Raw genomic sequence first — 17,407 nt, 5'->3', positions numbered from 1 at the left:
GGACTCCCTCGGCTGGACCCGGACCTGTCGATCCACAGACCACGGGGTGGACTGGGGGTTACAAGAGAATGGAAGGGCCGGCGGAGGAGGAGAGCACGCGTCCGTGCCACTCCGTGGCACGGCTTCGCGGGCCTAGCCCACCGAGGAAACCGCCGAAGGGCCGCCTAGGGCTTCCGGCCGACTCCCACGACCACCCCCAGGCCTTCTCCGACCTCTCCGGCAGGAACGGGGTATCGGGCCGCCAGTCCCGGACGTAGACCAACCCGGGCTCGACCAGCTGGAAGCCGTCGAAGAAGGGCGCCACCTGCTCCTTGGTGCGGGCCCCGCCGTCCGCATCGCCCAGCATCTTCTTGTAGAGATCGACGAGCGGCTCCGCGATCTCCGGGCGCGCGTCGAAGACGACGTGCGTGATGACGACGTGGCTGCCGGCCGGCAGCGCGTCACGCAATTCGGCCACGCGCCGGAAGGGATCGCTGCCGTCCGGGATGTACTGCAGGACGGCGAACAGCAACACCGCCACCGGCTGATCGAGGTCGATCGTCTGCTGGAGAAGGGGGTCGGCGAGCAGATCGGCAGGATGCATGACGTCGCCCTCGACGACGACGATCCCGGGCTCCCTGGCGAGGATCGCCCGGCCATGGGTCAGCACCACCGGATCGTTGGCGACGTAGACGACGCGGGCGTCAGGGGCGAGCGAGCGGGCCAGCTGGTGCGTGTTGTGCTCGGTGGGCAGCCCTGAGCCGAGGTTGACGAACTGGGTGATGCCCTGCTCGGCGAGAAAGCGGATCACCCGTACGTGGAACGTCTGATGCTCCAGCGCCATCACCCGGACCTCCGGGGCGATGGCCAGCACCGCCTCGGCCGCCTCCCGGTCGGCGGCGAAGTTGTCCTTCCCACCGACGAAGTAGTCGTGCATGCGGGCGAGGTTGGGTGTGCTGGTGTCGACTCCTGCGAACCGCCTGCCCTCGTCACCCATGCCGTGCCCCTCAACCGATCGATGGCTCATTGATTATGGCCGAAAATTATGGTGGGGACTTGTCGGACAATCTAGGTGCTGGCTGCTTAAATGAGGACCCCCCAACGCGCCGCCGTCCCCGCTCCGAGCCGGCCTGCAGCGGCGCGTGTGCTCAGCATGGAGTGAACAGTGCACCACCACCACGACGACATCTTCGACAGAGGGCTGCAGTTCGACGTGTCGACGCTGCTGGAACGCCGGCGGATCCTGGGCTTGTTCGCCGGCGCGGGCCTGGCTACCCTGGTCGGCTGCGGCAGCGACTCGACCAGCGCCCCGTCGACGGCGGCGTCCACATCCACCGGCTCGGGGAGTGCGGCGGCGACGAGTGGGAGCTGCGCCGAGATCCCGGAAGAGACCGCCGGCCCGTACCCGAGCGACGGATCGAACGGCCCGAACATCCTCAGCCAGAGCGGCATCGTCCGCAGCGACATCCGCGCCAGCTTCGGCTCGGCGTCAGGCACCGCGCAGGGCGTTCCCCTGACCATCGACCTGACCATCCAGGACACCTCGGCCAACTGCTCGGCACTGTCAGGGGCCGCGGTCTATCTGTGGCACTGCGACCGCGACGGCAACTACTCCATGTACTCCGAGGCCGTCACCAACGAGAACTACCTGCGCGGGGTCCAGGAGACCGACAGCAGCGGAAAGGTGACCTTCACGAGCGTCTTCCCGGCCTGTTACCCGGGCCGGTGGCCGCACCTCCACTTCGAGGTCTATCCGAGCCTGGCCAAGGCGACGACCGCCGACAACAAGATCGCAACGTCCCAGGTGGCGCTGCCCAAGGACACGTGTGAGGCGGTGTACGCGAGCGAGGGCTACAGCGAGAGCGTGCGCACGCTGAGCGAGGTGTCCCTGGAGAGCGACAACATCTTCAGCGACGGGCACACGAGCCAGCTCGGTACGGTGACGGGCAGCGTGTCCTCGGGTCTCACCGTCACCCTGTCCGTCCCCGTGTAGGACCGGCCGGGCCTTGGGAAAAGTTTTGGGCCTCAGCTCCCCCGGCTGAGGCATGCCAAGATTATCCCCCAGAGTCCGATTTGTATAGCTTTTGCGACGTCCAGCTAGAGCCACCGCGGAAGCTCGGGCGCCGGCCCGCCCCCCGTGCCGGTGACGCCGTCCGAGCGGCGGCCGGACAGGTAGGCGGCGAGGCCGCCGAGGGTGCCGGTGACCGGAGTGGGGTCGCCGGCGCCGGAGACCGCCCACGTGCCACCGTGGTCGGTGGCGGTGAGGGCGAGCGCGGGCCCGTCGGCGCCGGACCGCTTGGCGGCGATGTCGTCGATCAAGGCGGCGAGGAAATCGTCCGGAAGATCGTCGAACTCCACCCCGGCGCCAAGGTCCACGGCGTGCACCATGACCTCGCGCGCACGCATCCAGGGCACCTCTTCGGCGGGGACGGTGCGGCCCTGGGCGGTGCGGACCTCGTGGTCCCACTGCTGTTCGTCCAGCTCGGCGAGCCGCGCGTCGAGGGTCTCGGCGGCCTGTGCGGCCCAGGCGCGCAGCTCGGCGGCCGGCCGCCTCGCGCCTGCCTCGATGTCGGCGTCACGCTGCGCCGGGGAGGAGTACATCGGCCGCTCCTCACCGGTGCGGGCCCAGTGCGCCAGGTTGACCAGCGCGTCGGCGTTGGCGGCGACGTGGGCCAGCAGATGCCTGCCGCTCCAGCCGTCGAGCGCCGTCGGCCCCTCCAGCAGGTCGTCCGGCAGGGCGGCCAGGGCGCCGAAGAAGATCGCGGTGCCCTGCGCCACCCATCGCAGGCTGTCGGCGCGGCTCCGGTCGGCGGCCATCACGCGACCGGCTCGGCGACGGCCTTGACCTCGGACCGGCCGAGCCCGGTGATCTCGGTGGCCAGGACACTCCCGTCGGCGAGGTAGCGGGCGGGCTTGCGTGCGTGGCCCACCCCGCCCGGGGTGCCGGAGGCGATGACGTCGCCGGGGCTGAGCGTGAGGATCGTCGAGATGTACCGCACCAGGGCGACGGGGTCGAACACGAGGTCGGAGGTGTCGGCCTGCTGCACCACCTCACCGTCGACGGAGCCGGTCAGGGTGAGGGAGGGACGGCTGCCGCCGTCCAGCTCGTCGGGGGTGACCAGGTAGGGACCGAACGGTGTGCTGCCTTCCCAGGTCTTGCCCTGCAGCCACATCGGGGAGCGATACTGCCAGTCACGCATCGTGACGTCGTTGAGAACGGCGAACCCCGCGATGGCCGCGGCGGCTTCGGCCTCGCCGGCGCGCCGCACGGTCCTGCCGATGACGATCGCGAGCTCGGCCTCCCAGTCCACCTCCTCGGACTCCGGCGGGAGCCTGATCTCGTCGTACGCCCCGACGAGCGCCTCGGGATACTTCGCGAACAACGTCGGGTACTGCGGGAGCTCCCGGCCCATTTCGAGGATGTGGTTGCGGTAGTTCAGCCCGACACAGATGATCTTGCCAGGGCGGGGCACGACGGGCGCGTAGCCCGCGGATTCGGCCGCCGGGCCCTCCGTCCGCGCGGCGTGTTCCGCCCAGTCCGGCCGGGCCAGCAGCTCACCGAGGTCGGCGAGGCCGAGGTCGACCAGGGTCTCCCCCTCGACGCGCACGGCCCGGGTGGCGCCGTCGGCAGTACGGATGGTGGCGAGCTTCATGCGTTGATTCCTTCTACGTGGGCGCGGTTCAAGTGCAGCGTCTCGAAAATCGGCCCATCGCTGAACCTGAAGAGATCGAGGGCGGCGGAGTCGGAGTCGGACGCCGAGGCCTCGGACTTCGCCGAGAACGGCACCCAGGACGGGACGACGAACAGATCACCCCGGGTGACCGACCAGGACTGATCGCCGACCGTGACCCGCCCGCTGCCGTCGAAGACCTGGTACACCGAGGAGCCGGTCTCCCGGCGGGGAGCGGTCTCGGCGCCCCTGCGGATCCGGTGCATCTCGACCCGGATGGTCGGCAGCACATCGCCTCCGGTGGTGGGGTTGATGTAACGCACCGCCGCGTGACCGGGCTCGAGCGTACCGGCGTGGCCCTCGGCCTCCAGCTCGAGCTGGTCCGTCAGCGCGCGGTCGGTGTCGGCCCACCGATAGGCCAGCAGCGGGCTGCCGGGCTGCGCGCCGAGGGACGAAACCGGGCGCAGGCCGGGGTGGCCCCACAGCCGCTCGGATCGAGAGCGTTCGGGGGTGGTGCGTTCTTCGGCGCTGATCCGGTCACGGCCGAACTCGAAGAACTGCGACTCCGTGACGTACTGGAAGGGAATGTCCAGGCCGTCGATCCACGCCATCGGCCGGTCGGCCGCGTTGTGGTGGGCGTGCCAGTTCCATCCGGCCTGGGGCAGGAAGTCACCCCGGCGCATCGGCACGGGATCACGGCCGACCACGGTCCACACCCCCTCGCCCTCGACGACGAAGCGGAAGGCGTGCTGGGTGTGCCGGTGCTCCGGAGCGTCCTCACCCGGCATCAGATACTGGATCGCCGCCCACAGCGTCGGAGTCGCGAACGGCCGGCCGCCGAGCGCCGGGTTCGCCAGGGCGATCGCCCGCCGCTCCCCGCCCCGGCCGACCGGCACGAGATGCCCGGCCCGGTCCGCCAGAGCCACCAGGCTCTCCCACCGCCACAGATGCGGGACCGCCTTGGAGCGTGGGTGCAGCGGCATCAGGTCGCCGATCTCCGTCCACAGCGGTACCAGCAGCTCCTTCTCGAAGCCGCTGTACAACTCCGCCAGCGCCGCCGACGGCGTCGGCTGATCCGGCGAGTCGACCACAGCGAGGCGAACAGGGGAGTTCGCGGTCTCGGTCATGTCTGCTCCTGCTCCTTCAACCTGCGGCGTGACAAGCGGATATCCACCCGCCCGCCGGGTTTCCAGCTTGTATCGTAGGGGCCAGAAAAGAACAGGAGATTCTGCTATGAAGAATCCCCCCAACTACTCCGTGCGAAGTGTCGACCACGCGCTCCAGCTGGCGGTCATGCTGCAGGTCGAGGGGCCGTTCGGCGTGGGCGAGGCCGCGCGGCGCCTCGGGGTGGCGCCCTCCACCGCGCACCGGCTGCTGGCCATGCTCGTTTACCGGGACTTCGCGGTCCGCCGCGAAGACCACCGATACGCGGCCGGGCCGGTCCTGTCGCTGGGCGGGAGCTCGCAGTCGCGTACGGCCCTGCTGCGCTCGGTCGCCGTGCCGCACCTGGCCGGCCTGGTCGAGCGGGTCCGGGAGAGTGCGAACCTGCAGATCCTGTCCGGTGACCACGTACGGTTCATCGCGTCGGTCGAATGCACCCAGGCGCTGCGGGTCGGCAACCGCGAGGGCATGGTCTTCCCCGCGCATCTGGCCTCGGGCGGCAAAGTCATGCTCGCCGACCTGCCGCCCGAGCGGCTCGACGCGCTCTACAGCGAGGCGAAGTGGGCCGACCGCCTGGACCGGCGGCCCAATCTGGCGGCGCTGCGTCGCGAGCTGCGCACCGTCCGCGAGCGAGGCTTCGCCATCAACGCCGGCAAGACCGAATCGGGCGTCACCGCCATCGGCCGGGCCGTGCGCGGTGAGGACGGCCGTGCTCAGGCAGCCGTATCGGTGTCGATGCCCACCAGCCGCTTCTCGCGAGACGGCCTCCCGGGTCTGGTCAGCGCCCTGACCCTGACCGCCCGCGACATCGAAGAGGAGATGCGGGGCGCCGGCGCTCCCCGCCCCTAGTCCTGAGGCCGCCGTGCGGGCGGGCCGGCGCTCGCCCGGATCAGCTGCACTTCTCGGCCGCCGGTGGCGTCGTGGGGAGGTTGAGACCGGTGTTCCCGAACCACTTCTGCAGCAGCCGTGAGGCCGTGCCGTCCTGCCACATCTTGGCGACCGCCCGGTTGACCGCCTCACACGTGGCCGTGTCGCCCTTCTTCAGCCCGACGGCGTACCTCTCGTCCGTGAACGGATTCTTCAGCAGCTTGTACTGGCGCGGGTTGTGGCTGGCCAAGCCGGCCAGGATCATGTCATCGGTCGTCACCGCGTCGAGCTCACCGCTGCTGAGCTTCTGCAGGCACTCCGCGTAGGAGTCCGCGCCGACCAGCGAGGCGCGCAGGCCGAGCCGGCCGTCCGGGGGCGGCTCGGTGATCCGCTTGTAGGAGTTGGAGCCCGGCACCTGGCAGATGCGCCGGTCCTTGAGGTCGGTCGCCATGACGATCTGGGCGGCGTCGGCCCGCACCAAGGTGTCCTGGTGAGCGATGACGTACGGCCCGGCGAAGGTCACGTAGTTCTTGCGCGCCGCGGTGATGGAGTACGACGCGACGACCATGTCCACCGTGCCGTTGTGGAGCAGCGCCTCACGGTTCGCCTGTCGCGACTCTCGCCAGGTGATCGTGACGTCCCGGCCGCCGGCCAGCTCTTTCACGATGTACTTGGCGACGTCGATGTCGAAGCCCTGGGGATCGCCGTGCCCCTGCTTCAGACTCAGGTTCGGCTGGTCCCACTTGGTGCCGATGGTGACGACTCCGGCCTCTCTGATCTTCTGCTCGACGCTGGAGTACGCCTTCGCGTCACCACATGCGGCCAGGCCGATCGCCATGGCCGCGGCGGCGAGCACCGCTCCTGTTCGACGCATCAGCATGGTGGTGGCCCTATCCGATCTACGAGGGGAGTCGCCAAAACGCAAGGCTGAATCAGTCGAGCCTGCCACACGCGACGTAAAGAGAAACCTGGGCATTTGTATGCCTATGTCCATTTGTCGCGATTTGTTGCCCCGTCGGCGGCAGGGCGATGGGCAACACGTGCCAGGCCCAATCCCTGCGCAGCCGACGGCTCACTCAGCCCTGGCGACCAGAGTCCGATGAGCCGGTCCATGACGAGCACATGGTTCATGAACCCGCCGAACACGAGGACCACGCGGCGCACGGACACGCCGCTCATGGGGCTCATGAGAGTCATGGGTGTGTGTGATGGCGATCACGAACACCACGTGGGAAGTCCAGCCGGGTGACGGGCCCGCCGAGATCCGGCCCGTCGCGGCACGGATCGCCTTTGACGGACTGCCTGGCGGGTGTCGTATCGGCCGAGTCGCCGATCGTCTTACTGGTGAAGGGGCCGACGCCGGCCCGGGAAAGGGAGCGACATCATGAAGCCGACACTCAACACCATTGACATCGTGGTCTCCGACATGGACGCCTCGATCGCCTTCTACGCACGTCTCGGGCTGGAGTTCAAGCTCGACCCGCACACGTCCGAGCACGCCGGCTGCGATCTGCCCGGCGGGCTGCACGTCATGCTCGACACCGAGCCGTTTCGCACCCCGTTCCTGCCCGGCTGGACCGCGCCGCAGGGTGGGCCGCGCACGCTGCTGTGCTTCGAGTTCGACTCCCCCGCCGGGGTGGACGCCACGTACGCTGAGCTGGTCGAGGCGGGGTACCGGGGCATCAAGGAGCCGTTCGACGCGTTCTGGGGCATGCGGTACGCCACGGTGGCCGATCCGGACGGCAACGGTGTGGACCTGTACGCCGCGCTCCCGGCAAGCTGACGGCAGGGAGGTCGCTCAGTGAAATACGTGCTGATGTTCGTCGAGACCGAGAAGTTCGCCAAGGAGCTCGAGGCGATGGGCGAGCTGGAGCGGGAGGCGGCGTATGAGGCGGTGGGCCGCTGGTTCGCCGAGAACGCCGACAAGATCACGCATCATACGCACCTGCATCCGGTCCACACCGCGACCACGGTGCGGCTGGGCGAGGGTGAGCCGGTCGTCACCGACGGGCCGTTCGTGGAGGGCAAGGAGGTGGTCAGCGGGTTCGCCGAGGTCGAGGTGGCCGACCTGGACGAGGCGCTGAAGCTGGCCCGCTCGTGGCCCGCCTGCCCCATCGTGGAGATCCGTCCGGCCCAGTGAGTGAGCACGTGAACGAGCACGTGAACGAGCGGGCGAGCGCCGAGGTGCTGGCCCGCGTGGTGCGTGAGCATGCGGGCCGGCTGGCCGCGTCCTTGGTGTCGCTGCTGGGCGATTTCTCCGCCGCCGAGGACCTGGTGCAGGACGCGGTCGAAACGGCGCTGCGGCGCTGGCCGATCGAGGGCGTGCCGGAGCGGCCCGACGCCTGGCTGTTCACCGTGGCCCGGCGGCGCGGCCTGGACGTGCTGCGCCGCGAGACGAACTACCGGGCCAAGCTCACCCAGCTCACCTGGCCGGAGCCCGCCGTCCCTGACGACCGGCTGCGGCTGGTCTTCACCTGCTGCCACCCCGCGCTGTCCCGCACCGCGCAGATCGCGCTGACGTTGCGGGTGGTGTGCGGGCTGAGCACCGCCCAGATCGCGGCGGCGTTCGTGATTCCCGAGACCACGGTGGCGCAGCGCATCACGCGGGCCAAGCGGAAGATCGGCGAGGCCGGGATCCCGTACCGGGTGCCGGCCGAGGAGGATCTGCCGGAACGGCTGAGCGAGGTGCTGGCCGTCATCTACCTGCTGTTCAACGAGGGCTACCTGTCCAGCACGGGCGAGCGGGCGCATGCTCGCGACCTGGTCGAGGACGCCGAATGGCTGGCCGCCCTGCTGGCGAACCTGATGCCGAAGGAGCCGGAGGCGGCCGGGCTGCTGGCCTTGATCCGGCTGCACCGGGCGCGCGGGGCGGCCCGCTTCGACGCCGCGGGCCGCCTGGTGCTGCTGGCCGACCAGGACCGCTCGTTGTGGGATCGGCAGGCCATCGAGGAGGCGACCGCGCTGCTGACCCGGACCGCGCGCACGTACCACCGGCCGGGGCCTTACCAGGTGCAGGCGGCGATCGTGGCCTGTCATGCCGAGGCCGGCAGCTTCGCCGACACCGACTGGCCGCAAATCGTGATGCTGTACGACATGCTGCTGTATCTCACCCCGTCGCCTGTCGCCCGGCTCCACCGGGCGATCGCGCTGCGCTACGCCAAGGGGGCGGAGGCGGCCCTGGCCGAGCTGAAGGAGCTCGGCCGGGCGCTGGCGCACTACCCGCTGTTCCACGCCACGCTGGCCGAGCTGCTGCGGGATCTGGGACGGCGGCAGGAGGCGCGGCAGGCCGACGCGCGGGCGCTGGAGCTGACCGCCAACCCGGCCCAGCAGGCGCTGCTGGAGGAGCGCATCAGCTGGGGGTGAGCCGGCGCCGTCAGTCATCAAGGACGGCCAGGTCGAGCCGGAGGAGGCGCTCGGAGTCGGCGACCGCGTCGATTCCCACGATCTTGCCGCGCGAGACGGTGAACCCGATGACCGCGAACGGCTGCCCGCCCATGGTCAGGACCACCCCCACGGCCCCGTTCACCAGTGCCGGCCGCGCCACTGCGGAGGGCTGGTGGAACCTGAGCACTTGACGGGCGACGCCCGCCGCACCGTGGACCACCACGGAAGCATCTGGACGCGCCGTCCCCCCGTCGGACCTCAGCACGACATCCGGGTCGAGGACCGCGACGAGCGCGTCGAGGTCGCCGCCACGCGCCGCGGCGTAGAAGGCGTCGACCACTTCCCGCTGACGGGCGACATCCGGGTCGGGAGTGTGGAGGTCGGCTCCTCGCACCCGGCGCCGGGCCCTGCTGGCGAGCTGCCTCGCCGTGGCCGGAGAACGGCCCACCATGGGGGCGATCTCGTCGAAGGGCAGGTCGAACATGTCATGCAGGACGAACGCCAGCCGCTCGGCGGGGGTCAGTGTTTCGAGCACCACGAGCAGCGCGAGCCCGACCGAGTCGGCCAGCAGCGCCTCCTCCTCCGGGTTCGTCCCGTCCAGACGGCTGATGACCGGGTCGGGCACGTGCACGCCCATGGGCTCCTCACGCCGCGTTCTGCGCGAGCGCAGCACGTTCAGGCACACTCGGGCGACGATGGTGGTCAGCCAGGCGCCGACGTTGTCGGCGGCGCCGGTGTCTGACCGGCTGGCGCGCAGCCAGGCTTCCTGGACGGCGTCGTCGGCCTCGGCGAACGAGCCGAGCATCCGGTAGGCCACCGCCCTCAGGCGGGTCCGGTTCTTCTCGAAGCCCTCCGTCAGCCAGTCGGACTCGGTCATCGGTCACGTTCCTCCGTCGCTAGGTGTCGTATGGGTGACCCCTCTGATCCCTTTGATGTGACAAGGAGACAGATCAAATCCCATGAGCGACATACAGATCATCGTGGACCGCGTCGAGATCGAGGCGCTACGCGGCGAGTTCACCGACGCGGGAATGATGCGCGACTACGACCGCTTCGCGTCGCTGTTCACCCAGGACGGCGCGTGGCGGATGCCCCACATCAACGTCGAGTTCGTCAGCCGGGAGGAGATCCGCGCCGCGATCGAGCGGCTGCAGGGTCTCTGGGAGTTCTTTGTGCAAACCGTGCACCTGGGCACGATCCGGCTTGAGGGCGACACGGCAGTCGGCCGTGCCTACACCGCGGAGTTCGGACGTATGCACGACGGACGCTCCAACCTGAATTACGCCATTTACCACGACCGCTACCAGCGCACCTCGGACGGCTGGAAGTTCGCCGAGCGCGTGTATGAGGTCAGATACCTCGACGCCACTCCGCTGGCGGGCTCGGCGCCGGGGCCGGTGCGCGACGCATGACGACCACGACCGAGCTCGGCGAGCTGACCGGGGACTACCTCCTCGACACCGCCCACACGCGGATCGGGTTCGTCGCCAGGCACACGATGGCCACGAGGGTGCGCGGGCAGTTCGAGGAGTTCGAGGGCAGCGCGCGCCTGGACGGCGACGACCCGTCGAAGTCGAGCGCCCGGCTCACGATCCAGGCGAAGAGCCTCCAGACCCGCAACCGGCAGCGCGACGACCAGCTGCGCAGCACGTTCCTGGACACGGACGACCACCCGGCCATCACCTTCACCTCGACACAGGTGAGGCAGGTCGATGGCACCGCCTTCAAGGTCACCGGTGACCTGACCATTCGCGGCGTGACCAAGCCCGTCACCGTGGACTTCGAGCTGACCCGCGCCGCGAACGATCCGCGGGGCGCCTTCCGGGTCGGCTTCCAGGGCAGCGTCACGATCAACCGCATGGACTGGGGCGTGAACTGGAACGCCGCCACCGGGGTCCTGGTCAGCCAGAAGGTAACACTGGAGTTCGACGTCGCCGCGATCCGGCGGTCCTGACCGATGACCGAGTGACGAAACCCCGGGAGGCGGCCTCACCATGATCGTGACCATGCCGATCGCCTCGCTCGCGCAGTGACGGCACGACGACCGGCGCCTCTATCCCTGAGGCAGGCCCGCGCACAGCTCGGCGAAGCGGCGGACGTCGATGTTGCCGCCGGAGACGATCAGGCCGATCCTGGGCGGCACGCGGTCCAGGCGGCCGGCCAGCAGTGCGGCCAGCGGGGTGGCGCCGCTCGGCTCGATGACGATCTTCATGCGCTCGAACGCCAGCCGCATCGCCTCCCGGATCTCGTCATCGGAGACCAGCACGATCTCGTCGACCAGATGCCTGTTGATCGAGAACGTCAGCTCGCCCGGGATCTCCGCCGCCTGGCCGTCGGCGATCGTCCGCGGGACGGGGACCGACACCCGCCGGCCCGCGCTCAGCGACCGCTTGGTGTCGTCGCCCGCCTCCGGCTCGACGCCGATCACCCGGATGCCGGGGTGCAGGCCCTTGGCCGCCGTGGCGCTGCCCGCGATCAGGCCCCCGCCGCCGATGGGCACCAGCAGCGCGTCCAGCTCGCCGACCTCCTCGAGGAGCTCCAGCGCGGCGGTGCCTTGCCCGGCGATGACATGCGGATGCTCGTAGGGAGGGATCAGCGCCAGCCCGCGCTCGGCGGCCAGCGCCTCGCCGATGGCCACCCGGTCGCCGGTGTAGCGGTCATAAGTGACGATCTCGGCGCCGTACGCGGCGGTGGCCTCCACCTTGGAGCGGGGCGTGTCCTCGGGCATGACGATCACCGCGGTGCTGCCCAGCTCGCGGGCGGCCAGGGCGACGGCCTGGGCGTGGTTGCCCGAGGAGTAGGCGGCGATGCCCCTGGCCAGCTGCTCGGGTGAGAGCCGGGAGACGGCGTTGTAAGCGCCACGGAACTTGAACGCGCCGATGCGCTGGAAATTCTCGCACTTGACGAAGACCTCCGCCCCGGCCAGGGCGTCCAGCGTGCGGGAGCGCAGGACGGGCGTGCGGTGGGCGACGCCCTTGAGCCGGGCGGCGGCGTCGTGGACGTCGTCCAGGGTGACCGGGAGTGCGGTGGTCATGCGTGCTCCTCGTGCGCGGGGCCTTCGGATGGGCGGTGACGGTCAGGCCCGGGCAGGATCACTCTGCCAGGCGTCGACGTCGTCGCCAAACGTCATGGGCGGCGCATTCCGAGCATGTTCATGATCCGCCTCGGCCACCTCCGCACGCGTGAGCAGACGCGCGTCCCACAGGAGCATGAGGGACTCTCGGCCGGTCCGCCTTGATGCCAGGAAGATCCCGACTCGCGGGGTGGTGGCAGGTAGCGGCGGTGATGGCGGTCCCCAGGCAATGGTGGAGAGCGCGGTGGACGGCGGCGGCGCGGTCGGGCCCGGGGATCTCGTGGCCGGCCTGTTCGCGTGCGTACAGGCGGATGAGGTCGAGGAGCCGGTAGCGGCGGGGGCCTGCCGATTCGAGGAGGCCGGCGTTGCGGAGGCGGGCCAGGGCCGCCTCCGCCCGGTGTTCCGGCCAGCCGGCGAGCGCGGCGGCGGCCGCCGGTGTGTGGGTGGACGCGTCGAGCAGGCCGAGCAGCGACAGCAGGCGCGCCGCGTCCCGGCCGGTGGGTTCCTCCCTCAGGTGCTGGTGGCTGACCGCGATGCCGGCGCGTACGGCCAGGTCGCCGTACTGGAGCAGGTCGAGGCGGCGGGTGGCGTCGGCCAGCCGCTCGGCAAGGCAGGCCAGGGTCCAGCCGGGACGGGAGGCCAGCCGGGCGCCCACGATGCGAACGGCGAGGGGCAGTCCACCGCAGAGCCGGGCGATCTGGCCTGCCGGCCCCGGCTCGGCCTGGACACGTGCCGGTCCCGCGGTGCGCGCCAGCAGGGTGACGGCGTCGGCGTCGGCAAGCCCGGCGAGGTGCAGATGGTGCGCGTTCTCCAGGGTGCCGAGGAAATCGCGGCTGGTGATGACGACGGCGCAGTCCGCTCCGGTCGGGATCAACGGGCGCACCTGTGCGGCGTTGAGCGCGTTGTCGAGAATGACGAGCAGGTTGCACGCCGCGGTGAGCGAGCGATAACGAGCCGCGGCCTCGTCCGGCTCCGCTGGTACGGCGGTGCCGTCGAGCCCCAGCGAGCGCAGCAGCCGCCGCAGCGCCTCGAGCGAGGAGAGCGGCGTGAGCCCCGTGGTGGCCCCCTGCAGGTTGACGTAGACGACTCCGTCGGTGAACCGGTCGGCGATGCCGTGTGCGGCATGGACGGCCAGCGCGGACTTGCCGATGCCGCCGGGACCGTCGATGGCGGCCACGGCGGGCACCCCCGGGGCCGGTCGGGTGAGCACCTCGCGCAGCCAGGCGACCTCGTCGGTGCGGGCGGTGAACACCTGCGTGTCGGCGGGCAGTTCGGCCGGGATGATCGGATCTCCGAGCACGGTCTGCTGCGCGGGCGTGGCCAGGTCGAGCACGGGATCGCCGGCCAGCACGGCTCGATGCAGCCTCTGCAGCTCGGCACCCGGCTCTATGCCCAGTTCGGCGACGGCGACGCGCCGGGCCTCCTGATAGACCTCGAGCGCTTCCGACGGACGGGCCGCCCGATACAGCGCCAGCATGAGCTGAGCACGTGGACGCTCCCGCAAGGGATTGGCCTCGACGTGGGGCACGAGGTCGGGCACCGCCGTGTGGTGACCGCCCGTGGCCAGGCGCAGGTCGACGTGGTCCTCGAAGGCCGCCAGGCGTTCCTCTTCCAGCCGGGCGGACTCGATCTGGGCCCACGGCGCGCTCACCTCGGCCAGCGCCGTGCCCCGCCACAGGGCGAGGGCCTGCCGGAACAGGCTGTCCGCGGCGGCCGTGCCCTCGTGTGTCGTGGCGGCACGTGCCCGCCGGACCAGGCGGGTGAACAGGAGGGCGTCGATGTTGTCGCGGGGCAGGGTGAGGACATATCCACCGGGAACGGTCTCGATGATCTCGCTGCCCGCGTGGGGCGCGAGCAGTTCCCGGAGTTTCGACACCACGATATGGAGCTGCTTGTCGGCCGTCGCCGCCCAGCTCTCCGCCCACACGTCAGTGATGAGTTGTTTCGCGGTGACCGGCTGCCCGGCGCTGATCGCGAGCCTGGCCAGCACCCCGATCCGCCGCTGCCCGGTCAGCCGCAGCGGCTCCCCGCCGGCGAGCACCTGCCACGGGCCGAGAATCTTGATGTCCAGGTCCATCGGGAGCGCTCCCCTTGTTCTCCTGCGCGGCAAAGGCATCTCCCTGCCCTGTGAACCGCCGCGGAGCTGCGCCGAGGTGTCATCGCCCGCCACCCCGTCCTGGCGGGCACGCGCGCGGCTTGACCGCGACTGATCGCCACTCTACGAAGACGAAGGGCCCGCCGGTGTCCGGTGAACGCCCTACAACGGGGACGCCGCCTCGTTGAGCTCAGCGAGCGTGATGAGTCCGTCGTCAAGGGCACGCCCGACGAGCTCGCTCTTGGTACGGGCCGCCCGCCCCACATTGGCGTACTTCACCCGTACACGCGCGATATAGGTGTCAACGGTCTTGACGGTGATGTTGAGCTTCGCGGCGACCAGGTCCTTCGACGAGGACACGAACCACGCCCGCAGCACCTCGGTCTCGCGCTGGGACAGCCGCGGCCGGCCGGGGGCGTCGTCGGCGATGAGCGCGCCGGACAGCGACGGCGCGGTGTAGGGCTCGCCCCGCGCAACAGCCCGGATGGCCGGTACGAGATGGTCGGGTCCCTCGCGCTTGGTCAGGTAGGCGAGCGCGCCGAGATCGACGCATTTGATCGCGATCGCATCGTCGGTGTGCTGCGAATACACGATCACACGCCTGCCGTTGTCGACCAGCCTGCGAAGCTCGCCGAAGTCCGGTCTGCGCGGCACCAGCTCCAAGTCGAAGATCACCACGTCGGCGGCGGCGCCCGGTCCGGTCCAGACATCGCCGAGCCGGTCCCCCGCGTCGATGAGATGGATCGGCGGCACGGCTTCGGAGCACCAGGAGCGGACGCCGGCGGCGATGGCCGCATGATCATCCACGATCACCGCAGTGATCAATTCGTCCGCTGCAGCGTCGGCTGCCATGTGACCTCCATCCAGACGGTGTCGTCGTTGGTCAACGCCTCGACCCGTACGCCCGGTGTCGCCGGGCTCGGCACGTCCACCTCGCCGCAGTCCGCGACGACACTGACCGACACCAGGTCCGCGCCACCCACGACGGTGACCCGTGCCCGTGAGGCGGCGGTGGCGAGCACGGTGAGCACCGCCTCGGTGAGATCGCGCCGTACGGCCACGGGCGGTGCGGGCCACCGGCCGCGCGCGTCCAGTTCCACCACGACGCCCTTGCGGTCGGCCACGTCGGCGCAGTGACGCAGCTCGTGGAGCAGCGGGTTCTCGACGGTGTCGGACTCGGCGAACAGCCGCCGCATCCTGGCCGCCTCGATGGCGCAGCGCCGCTGAACCTCCGGGTCCTCCGGGCGCAGCAAGCCGTCGGCGAGTCCTTCGAGCAGCGGAACGGTGGCCACGGACAGTTCGGCGAAGCGCTGCCGCCTGCGGCGGTGGGACTCCGCCGCGACGGCCTCGGCGACGCGTACCCGCTCGATCTCCCTGCGGGAGGTCGCGGCGGCCGCGCTGAGGCGGCGCAGGACGGCCGCCACCACGGCCATGCACAGCGGGAAGCCGACCACGCTCACCGAGCCCGTGGCGAACCGGGCCAGCGCCGGTCGGCTGGGGTCGTCGAACAGGAGCAGGTGCAGCAGGGCAGTGAGCTCGTGGGTGATCAGGAACGCCGCCGCGGACCGCAGCGGACGGTCCAGCAGCACGACGACGCCCACCCAGTTGGCGGCACCGAAGATCCAGTCCGTGCCGCTCGAGGTGCGCCCATCCGGCAGGGTCGCGTACGACAGCGCGGACGCGGCGAGCACCACGGCGATGGCGGGCCCGCGCAGCCGGCCCCATGCCCGCCCCCGGACGAGGAGCACCGCCTCGCCGACGATCACGGACCCCAGCGCGGCGAAGGCGGCCAGCTGCGCCGGCGCCGACTCATAGACGTCCAGGCGGGGCAGCATGTTGGCTAGGCCGAGCACGAACACGGTCGCCGCGGCGACGAGCAGCGTCGCGATCCGCAGCCCGTGCCGCAGCTGCGCCCGCGTCCGTTCCTCCACGACGTCAGTCATCGGCGGCGCTCCACTCCAGCCGTACGAGGGTGCCCTGGCCCTCGGCCGACGTGATCGTAGCCGTGCCGCCGAGGCGGCTCATCCTGCCGCGCACGGACTCGCGCAGGCCGCGCCGGGTGGCCGATACGTCTTCCGGCGAGAATCCCTTGCCTTGGTCGGCGATGTCGAGCCGCAGCGACCGGGCGTCCCCGCGCAGCCGAACCGTCGCCCGGGTCGTGCCCGCGTGGCGGCGCACGTTGGTGAGGGACTCCCGCGCCGCGTCGGCGATCGCCCTGGCGACCTCGAACGGAAGCCGCAGCCGCGCCGGGGCGTCGAACTCCACGGTCAGCTGCACGGCGTCGAGGTCGGCCCGTAACAGGTCGACGAGGTCGGCGTGCCGGGGCGCGCGCCCGTCGTCGGAGCGCAGCCTGTCCAGATCGCGGCGTGCCTGCGGCGCCAGCCAGTCCGCGTCCGACCGCACCTGCCCGATGCCGACCATCAGCAGGGTCGTCGCCGCGGTGTCGTGCAACGCGTTGGCGAGCTCACGCTCCTCGGCACGGACGGCCGCGGCCACCAGCGACTCGGCATGTGCCCGCGCGGCCTCGGCCCCCATCCGGTCGGCCCGTTGCGCGGCGCGGTGGACCAGCACCCAGGCCGCTCTGGACAGCGCGGCGGCCGGTATCGCCCACATCACCCCTGTGACCAGGGTGCTGTCCACCTGCACCGCCCCCGCCGCGGTGAGGAGGGCCACCGCACCGCCTCCTGCCGCCACCGCCGCCACGCCGCCCGCGAGCGGCGGGGTGTGCCACTGGCACGTCACGCAGGCGAAGGTGATCAGCAGCCGCAGCCACCCGGTGTTGCGGTCCTCGACGGCGTCGGTCCAGAAGATGCTCGCGCACAGACCCAGCAGGACGACCACGTCGAGGGCGACCGGCGCGGTCCCCTGGCCCGCCCGCAGCCACCACGCATATCCGCAGGTCCAGGCCGCCGCGACGCCGACGGCCACCGCGGTGGCCGTCACATGCTCGGGCGGGGCGCGGAACAGGGCGATCGCGCCGATGGGGACGAGCGTCGCCAGGCGCACGGCGGCGGCGTACCGGCGGCCGAACCGCACCAGCAGCCGCGCCGCCTCTCCCGCCACCCCGTCACCTCGCAGTCGCCCGCTCGCGATCTCACCGTGACGCAGCTTAACCACTCACCGTAAGACGATCGACTCCACGGTGACGCTCTTCGCCGCGTGGAGGCACCAGGTCGC

19 protein-coding genes are annotated in these 17,407 nt (G+C 70.9%); 7 read left to right on the top strand and 12 right to left on the bottom strand.

The features are described from left to right. Positions 1 to 58: 58 nt before the first annotated feature. Positions 59 to 976, bottom strand: a complete 918-nt coding sequence (locus OHA25_RS30890) for an SAM-dependent methyltransferase (RefSeq protein WP_327580471.1) — start codon at positions 974 to 976, stop codon at positions 59 to 61. A 168-nt stretch (positions 977 to 1,144) separates the two neighbouring features. On the opposite strand from OHA25_RS30890, the gene OHA25_RS30885 reads away from it, so the two are divergent. Then, positions 1,145 to 1,972 (top strand): intradiol ring-cleavage dioxygenase, encoded by an 828-nt coding sequence (locus OHA25_RS30885; RefSeq protein ID WP_327580470.1) that lies wholly within the window; start codon positions 1,145 to 1,147, stop codon positions 1,970 to 1,972. A 104-nt stretch (positions 1,973 to 2,076) separates the two neighbouring features. Here OHA25_RS30885 and OHA25_RS30880 read toward each other — a convergent pair whose 3' ends face one another. The 3 genes from OHA25_RS30880 to OHA25_RS30870 are packed head-to-tail and all read right to left on the bottom strand — an operon-like array spanning position 2,077 to position 4,777. Continuing rightward, a complete protein-coding gene (locus tag OHA25_RS30880; protein ID WP_327580469.1) occupies positions 2,077 to 2,796 on the bottom strand; it encodes a maleylpyruvate isomerase family mycothiol-dependent enzyme in 720 nt (239 codons plus the stop codon). Then, positions 2,796 to 3,632 (bottom strand): fumarylacetoacetate hydrolase family protein, encoded by an 837-nt coding sequence (locus OHA25_RS30875; RefSeq protein WP_327580468.1) that lies wholly within the window; start codon positions 3,630 to 3,632, stop codon positions 2,796 to 2,798. The genes OHA25_RS30880 and OHA25_RS30875 overlap by 1 nt, the downstream gene beginning before the upstream one ends. Beyond that, entirely contained in the window at positions 3,629 to 4,777 is a 1,149-nt protein-coding gene (locus OHA25_RS30870; RefSeq protein ID WP_327580467.1) for a cupin domain-containing protein, read from the bottom strand. The genes OHA25_RS30875 and OHA25_RS30870 overlap by 4 nt, the downstream gene beginning before the upstream one ends. 106 nt (positions 4,778 to 4,883) lie before the next feature. Here OHA25_RS30870 and OHA25_RS30865 point away from each other — a divergent pair, with 106 nt between their 5' ends. Further along, positions 4,884 to 5,660: an IclR family transcriptional regulator gene (locus OHA25_RS30865; protein WP_327580466.1), complete on the top strand. Its 777-nt coding sequence runs from the start codon at positions 4,884 to 4,886 to the stop codon at positions 5,658 to 5,660. A 40-nt stretch (positions 5,661 to 5,700) separates the two neighbouring features. Here the strand turns inward: OHA25_RS30865 and OHA25_RS30860 are convergent, their stop codons facing one another. Continuing rightward, entirely contained in the window at positions 5,701 to 6,552 is an 852-nt protein-coding gene (locus OHA25_RS30860; RefSeq protein ID WP_327580465.1) for a glutamate ABC transporter substrate-binding protein, read from the bottom strand. Positions 6,553 to 6,662: 110 nt separating this feature from the next. Next, positions 6,663 to 6,857, bottom strand: coding sequence for a hypothetical protein (locus OHA25_RS30855; RefSeq protein ID WP_327580464.1), 195 nt, complete (start codon positions 6,855 to 6,857; stop codon positions 6,663 to 6,665). Between the two features lie 205 nt (positions 6,858 to 7,062). Between OHA25_RS30855 and OHA25_RS30850 the strand changes: the two genes are divergently transcribed. Genes OHA25_RS30850 through OHA25_RS30840 form a run of 3 tightly spaced genes read left to right on the top strand, consistent with a single transcriptional unit; the run spans position 7,063 to position 9,041 of the window. After that, on the top strand, positions 7,063 to 7,461 hold the full coding sequence (locus tag OHA25_RS30850) for a VOC family protein (RefSeq protein ID WP_305923462.1): 399 nt from the start codon (positions 7,063 to 7,065) through the stop codon (positions 7,459 to 7,461). A gap of 18 nt (positions 7,462 to 7,479) precedes the next feature. After that, on the top strand, positions 7,480 to 7,818 hold the full coding sequence (locus OHA25_RS30845) for a YciI family protein (RefSeq protein ID WP_305923461.1): 339 nt from the start codon (positions 7,480 to 7,482) through the stop codon (positions 7,816 to 7,818). 8 nt (positions 7,819 to 7,826) lie between these two features. Beyond that, positions 7,827 to 9,041: an RNA polymerase sigma factor gene (locus tag OHA25_RS30840; protein WP_327580463.1), complete on the top strand. Its 1,215-nt coding sequence runs from the start codon at positions 7,827 to 7,829 to the stop codon at positions 9,039 to 9,041. A 10-nt stretch (positions 9,042 to 9,051) separates the two neighbouring features. On the opposite strand, the gene sigJ is transcribed toward OHA25_RS30840, so the two are convergent. Next, positions 9,052 to 9,939, bottom strand: coding sequence for an RNA polymerase sigma factor SigJ (sigJ, locus tag OHA25_RS30835; RefSeq protein WP_327580462.1), 888 nt, complete (start codon positions 9,937 to 9,939; stop codon positions 9,052 to 9,054). An 82-nt stretch (positions 9,940 to 10,021) separates the two neighbouring features. Between sigJ and OHA25_RS30830 the strand changes: the two genes are divergently transcribed. Further along, on the top strand, positions 10,022 to 10,474 hold the full coding sequence (locus OHA25_RS30830; RefSeq protein WP_327580461.1) for a nuclear transport factor 2 family protein: 453 nt from the start codon (positions 10,022 to 10,024) through the stop codon (positions 10,472 to 10,474). Then, on the top strand, positions 10,471 to 11,016 hold the full coding sequence (locus OHA25_RS30825; protein WP_327580460.1) for a YceI family protein: 546 nt from the start codon (positions 10,471 to 10,473) through the stop codon (positions 11,014 to 11,016). Before OHA25_RS30830 ends, OHA25_RS30825 begins: the two co-directional genes overlap by 4 nt. Positions 11,017 to 11,115: 99 nt before the next feature. Here OHA25_RS30825 and OHA25_RS30820 read toward each other — a convergent pair whose 3' ends face one another. The 5 genes from OHA25_RS30820 to OHA25_RS30800 form a co-directional block, all read right to left on the bottom strand. Further along, positions 11,116 to 12,096: a threo-3-hydroxy-L-aspartate ammonia-lyase gene (locus OHA25_RS30820; protein WP_327580459.1), complete on the bottom strand. Its 981-nt coding sequence runs from the start codon at positions 12,094 to 12,096 to the stop codon at positions 11,116 to 11,118. A gap of 118 nt (positions 12,097 to 12,214) precedes the next feature. Next, positions 12,215 to 14,212 carry an AfsR/SARP family transcriptional regulator gene (locus tag OHA25_RS30815; protein WP_327580458.1) on the bottom strand — a complete coding sequence of 666 codons (1,998 nt, stop codon included), beginning with the start codon at positions 14,210 to 14,212 and terminating at the stop codon, positions 12,215 to 12,217. Positions 14,213 to 14,392: 180 nt separating this feature from the next. After that, a complete protein-coding gene (locus OHA25_RS30810; protein WP_327580457.1) occupies positions 14,393 to 15,082 on the bottom strand; it encodes a response regulator transcription factor in 690 nt (229 codons plus the stop codon). After that, complete coding sequence (locus OHA25_RS30805) at positions 15,052 to 16,173, bottom strand: hypothetical protein (protein ID WP_327580456.1); 1,122 nt, start codon at positions 16,171 to 16,173, stop codon at positions 15,052 to 15,054. The genes OHA25_RS30810 and OHA25_RS30805 overlap by 31 nt, the downstream gene beginning before the upstream one ends. Further along, positions 16,166 to 17,293: a sensor histidine kinase gene (locus OHA25_RS30800; protein WP_327580455.1), complete on the bottom strand. Its 1,128-nt coding sequence runs from the start codon at positions 17,291 to 17,293 to the stop codon at positions 16,166 to 16,168. Before OHA25_RS30800 ends, OHA25_RS30805 begins: the two co-directional genes overlap by 8 nt. Between the last annotated feature and the right edge of the window lie 114 nt (positions 17,294 to 17,407).

The organism is Nonomuraea sp. NBC_00507 (assembly GCF_036013525.1).
In the GTDB taxonomy this organism is placed as follows: domain Bacteria; phylum Actinomycetota; class Actinomycetes; order Streptosporangiales; family Streptosporangiaceae; genus Nonomuraea.
The sequence above is the reverse complement of the archived record's forward strand: the minus strand, read 5'-3'. Positions and strand labels throughout refer to the sequence as shown.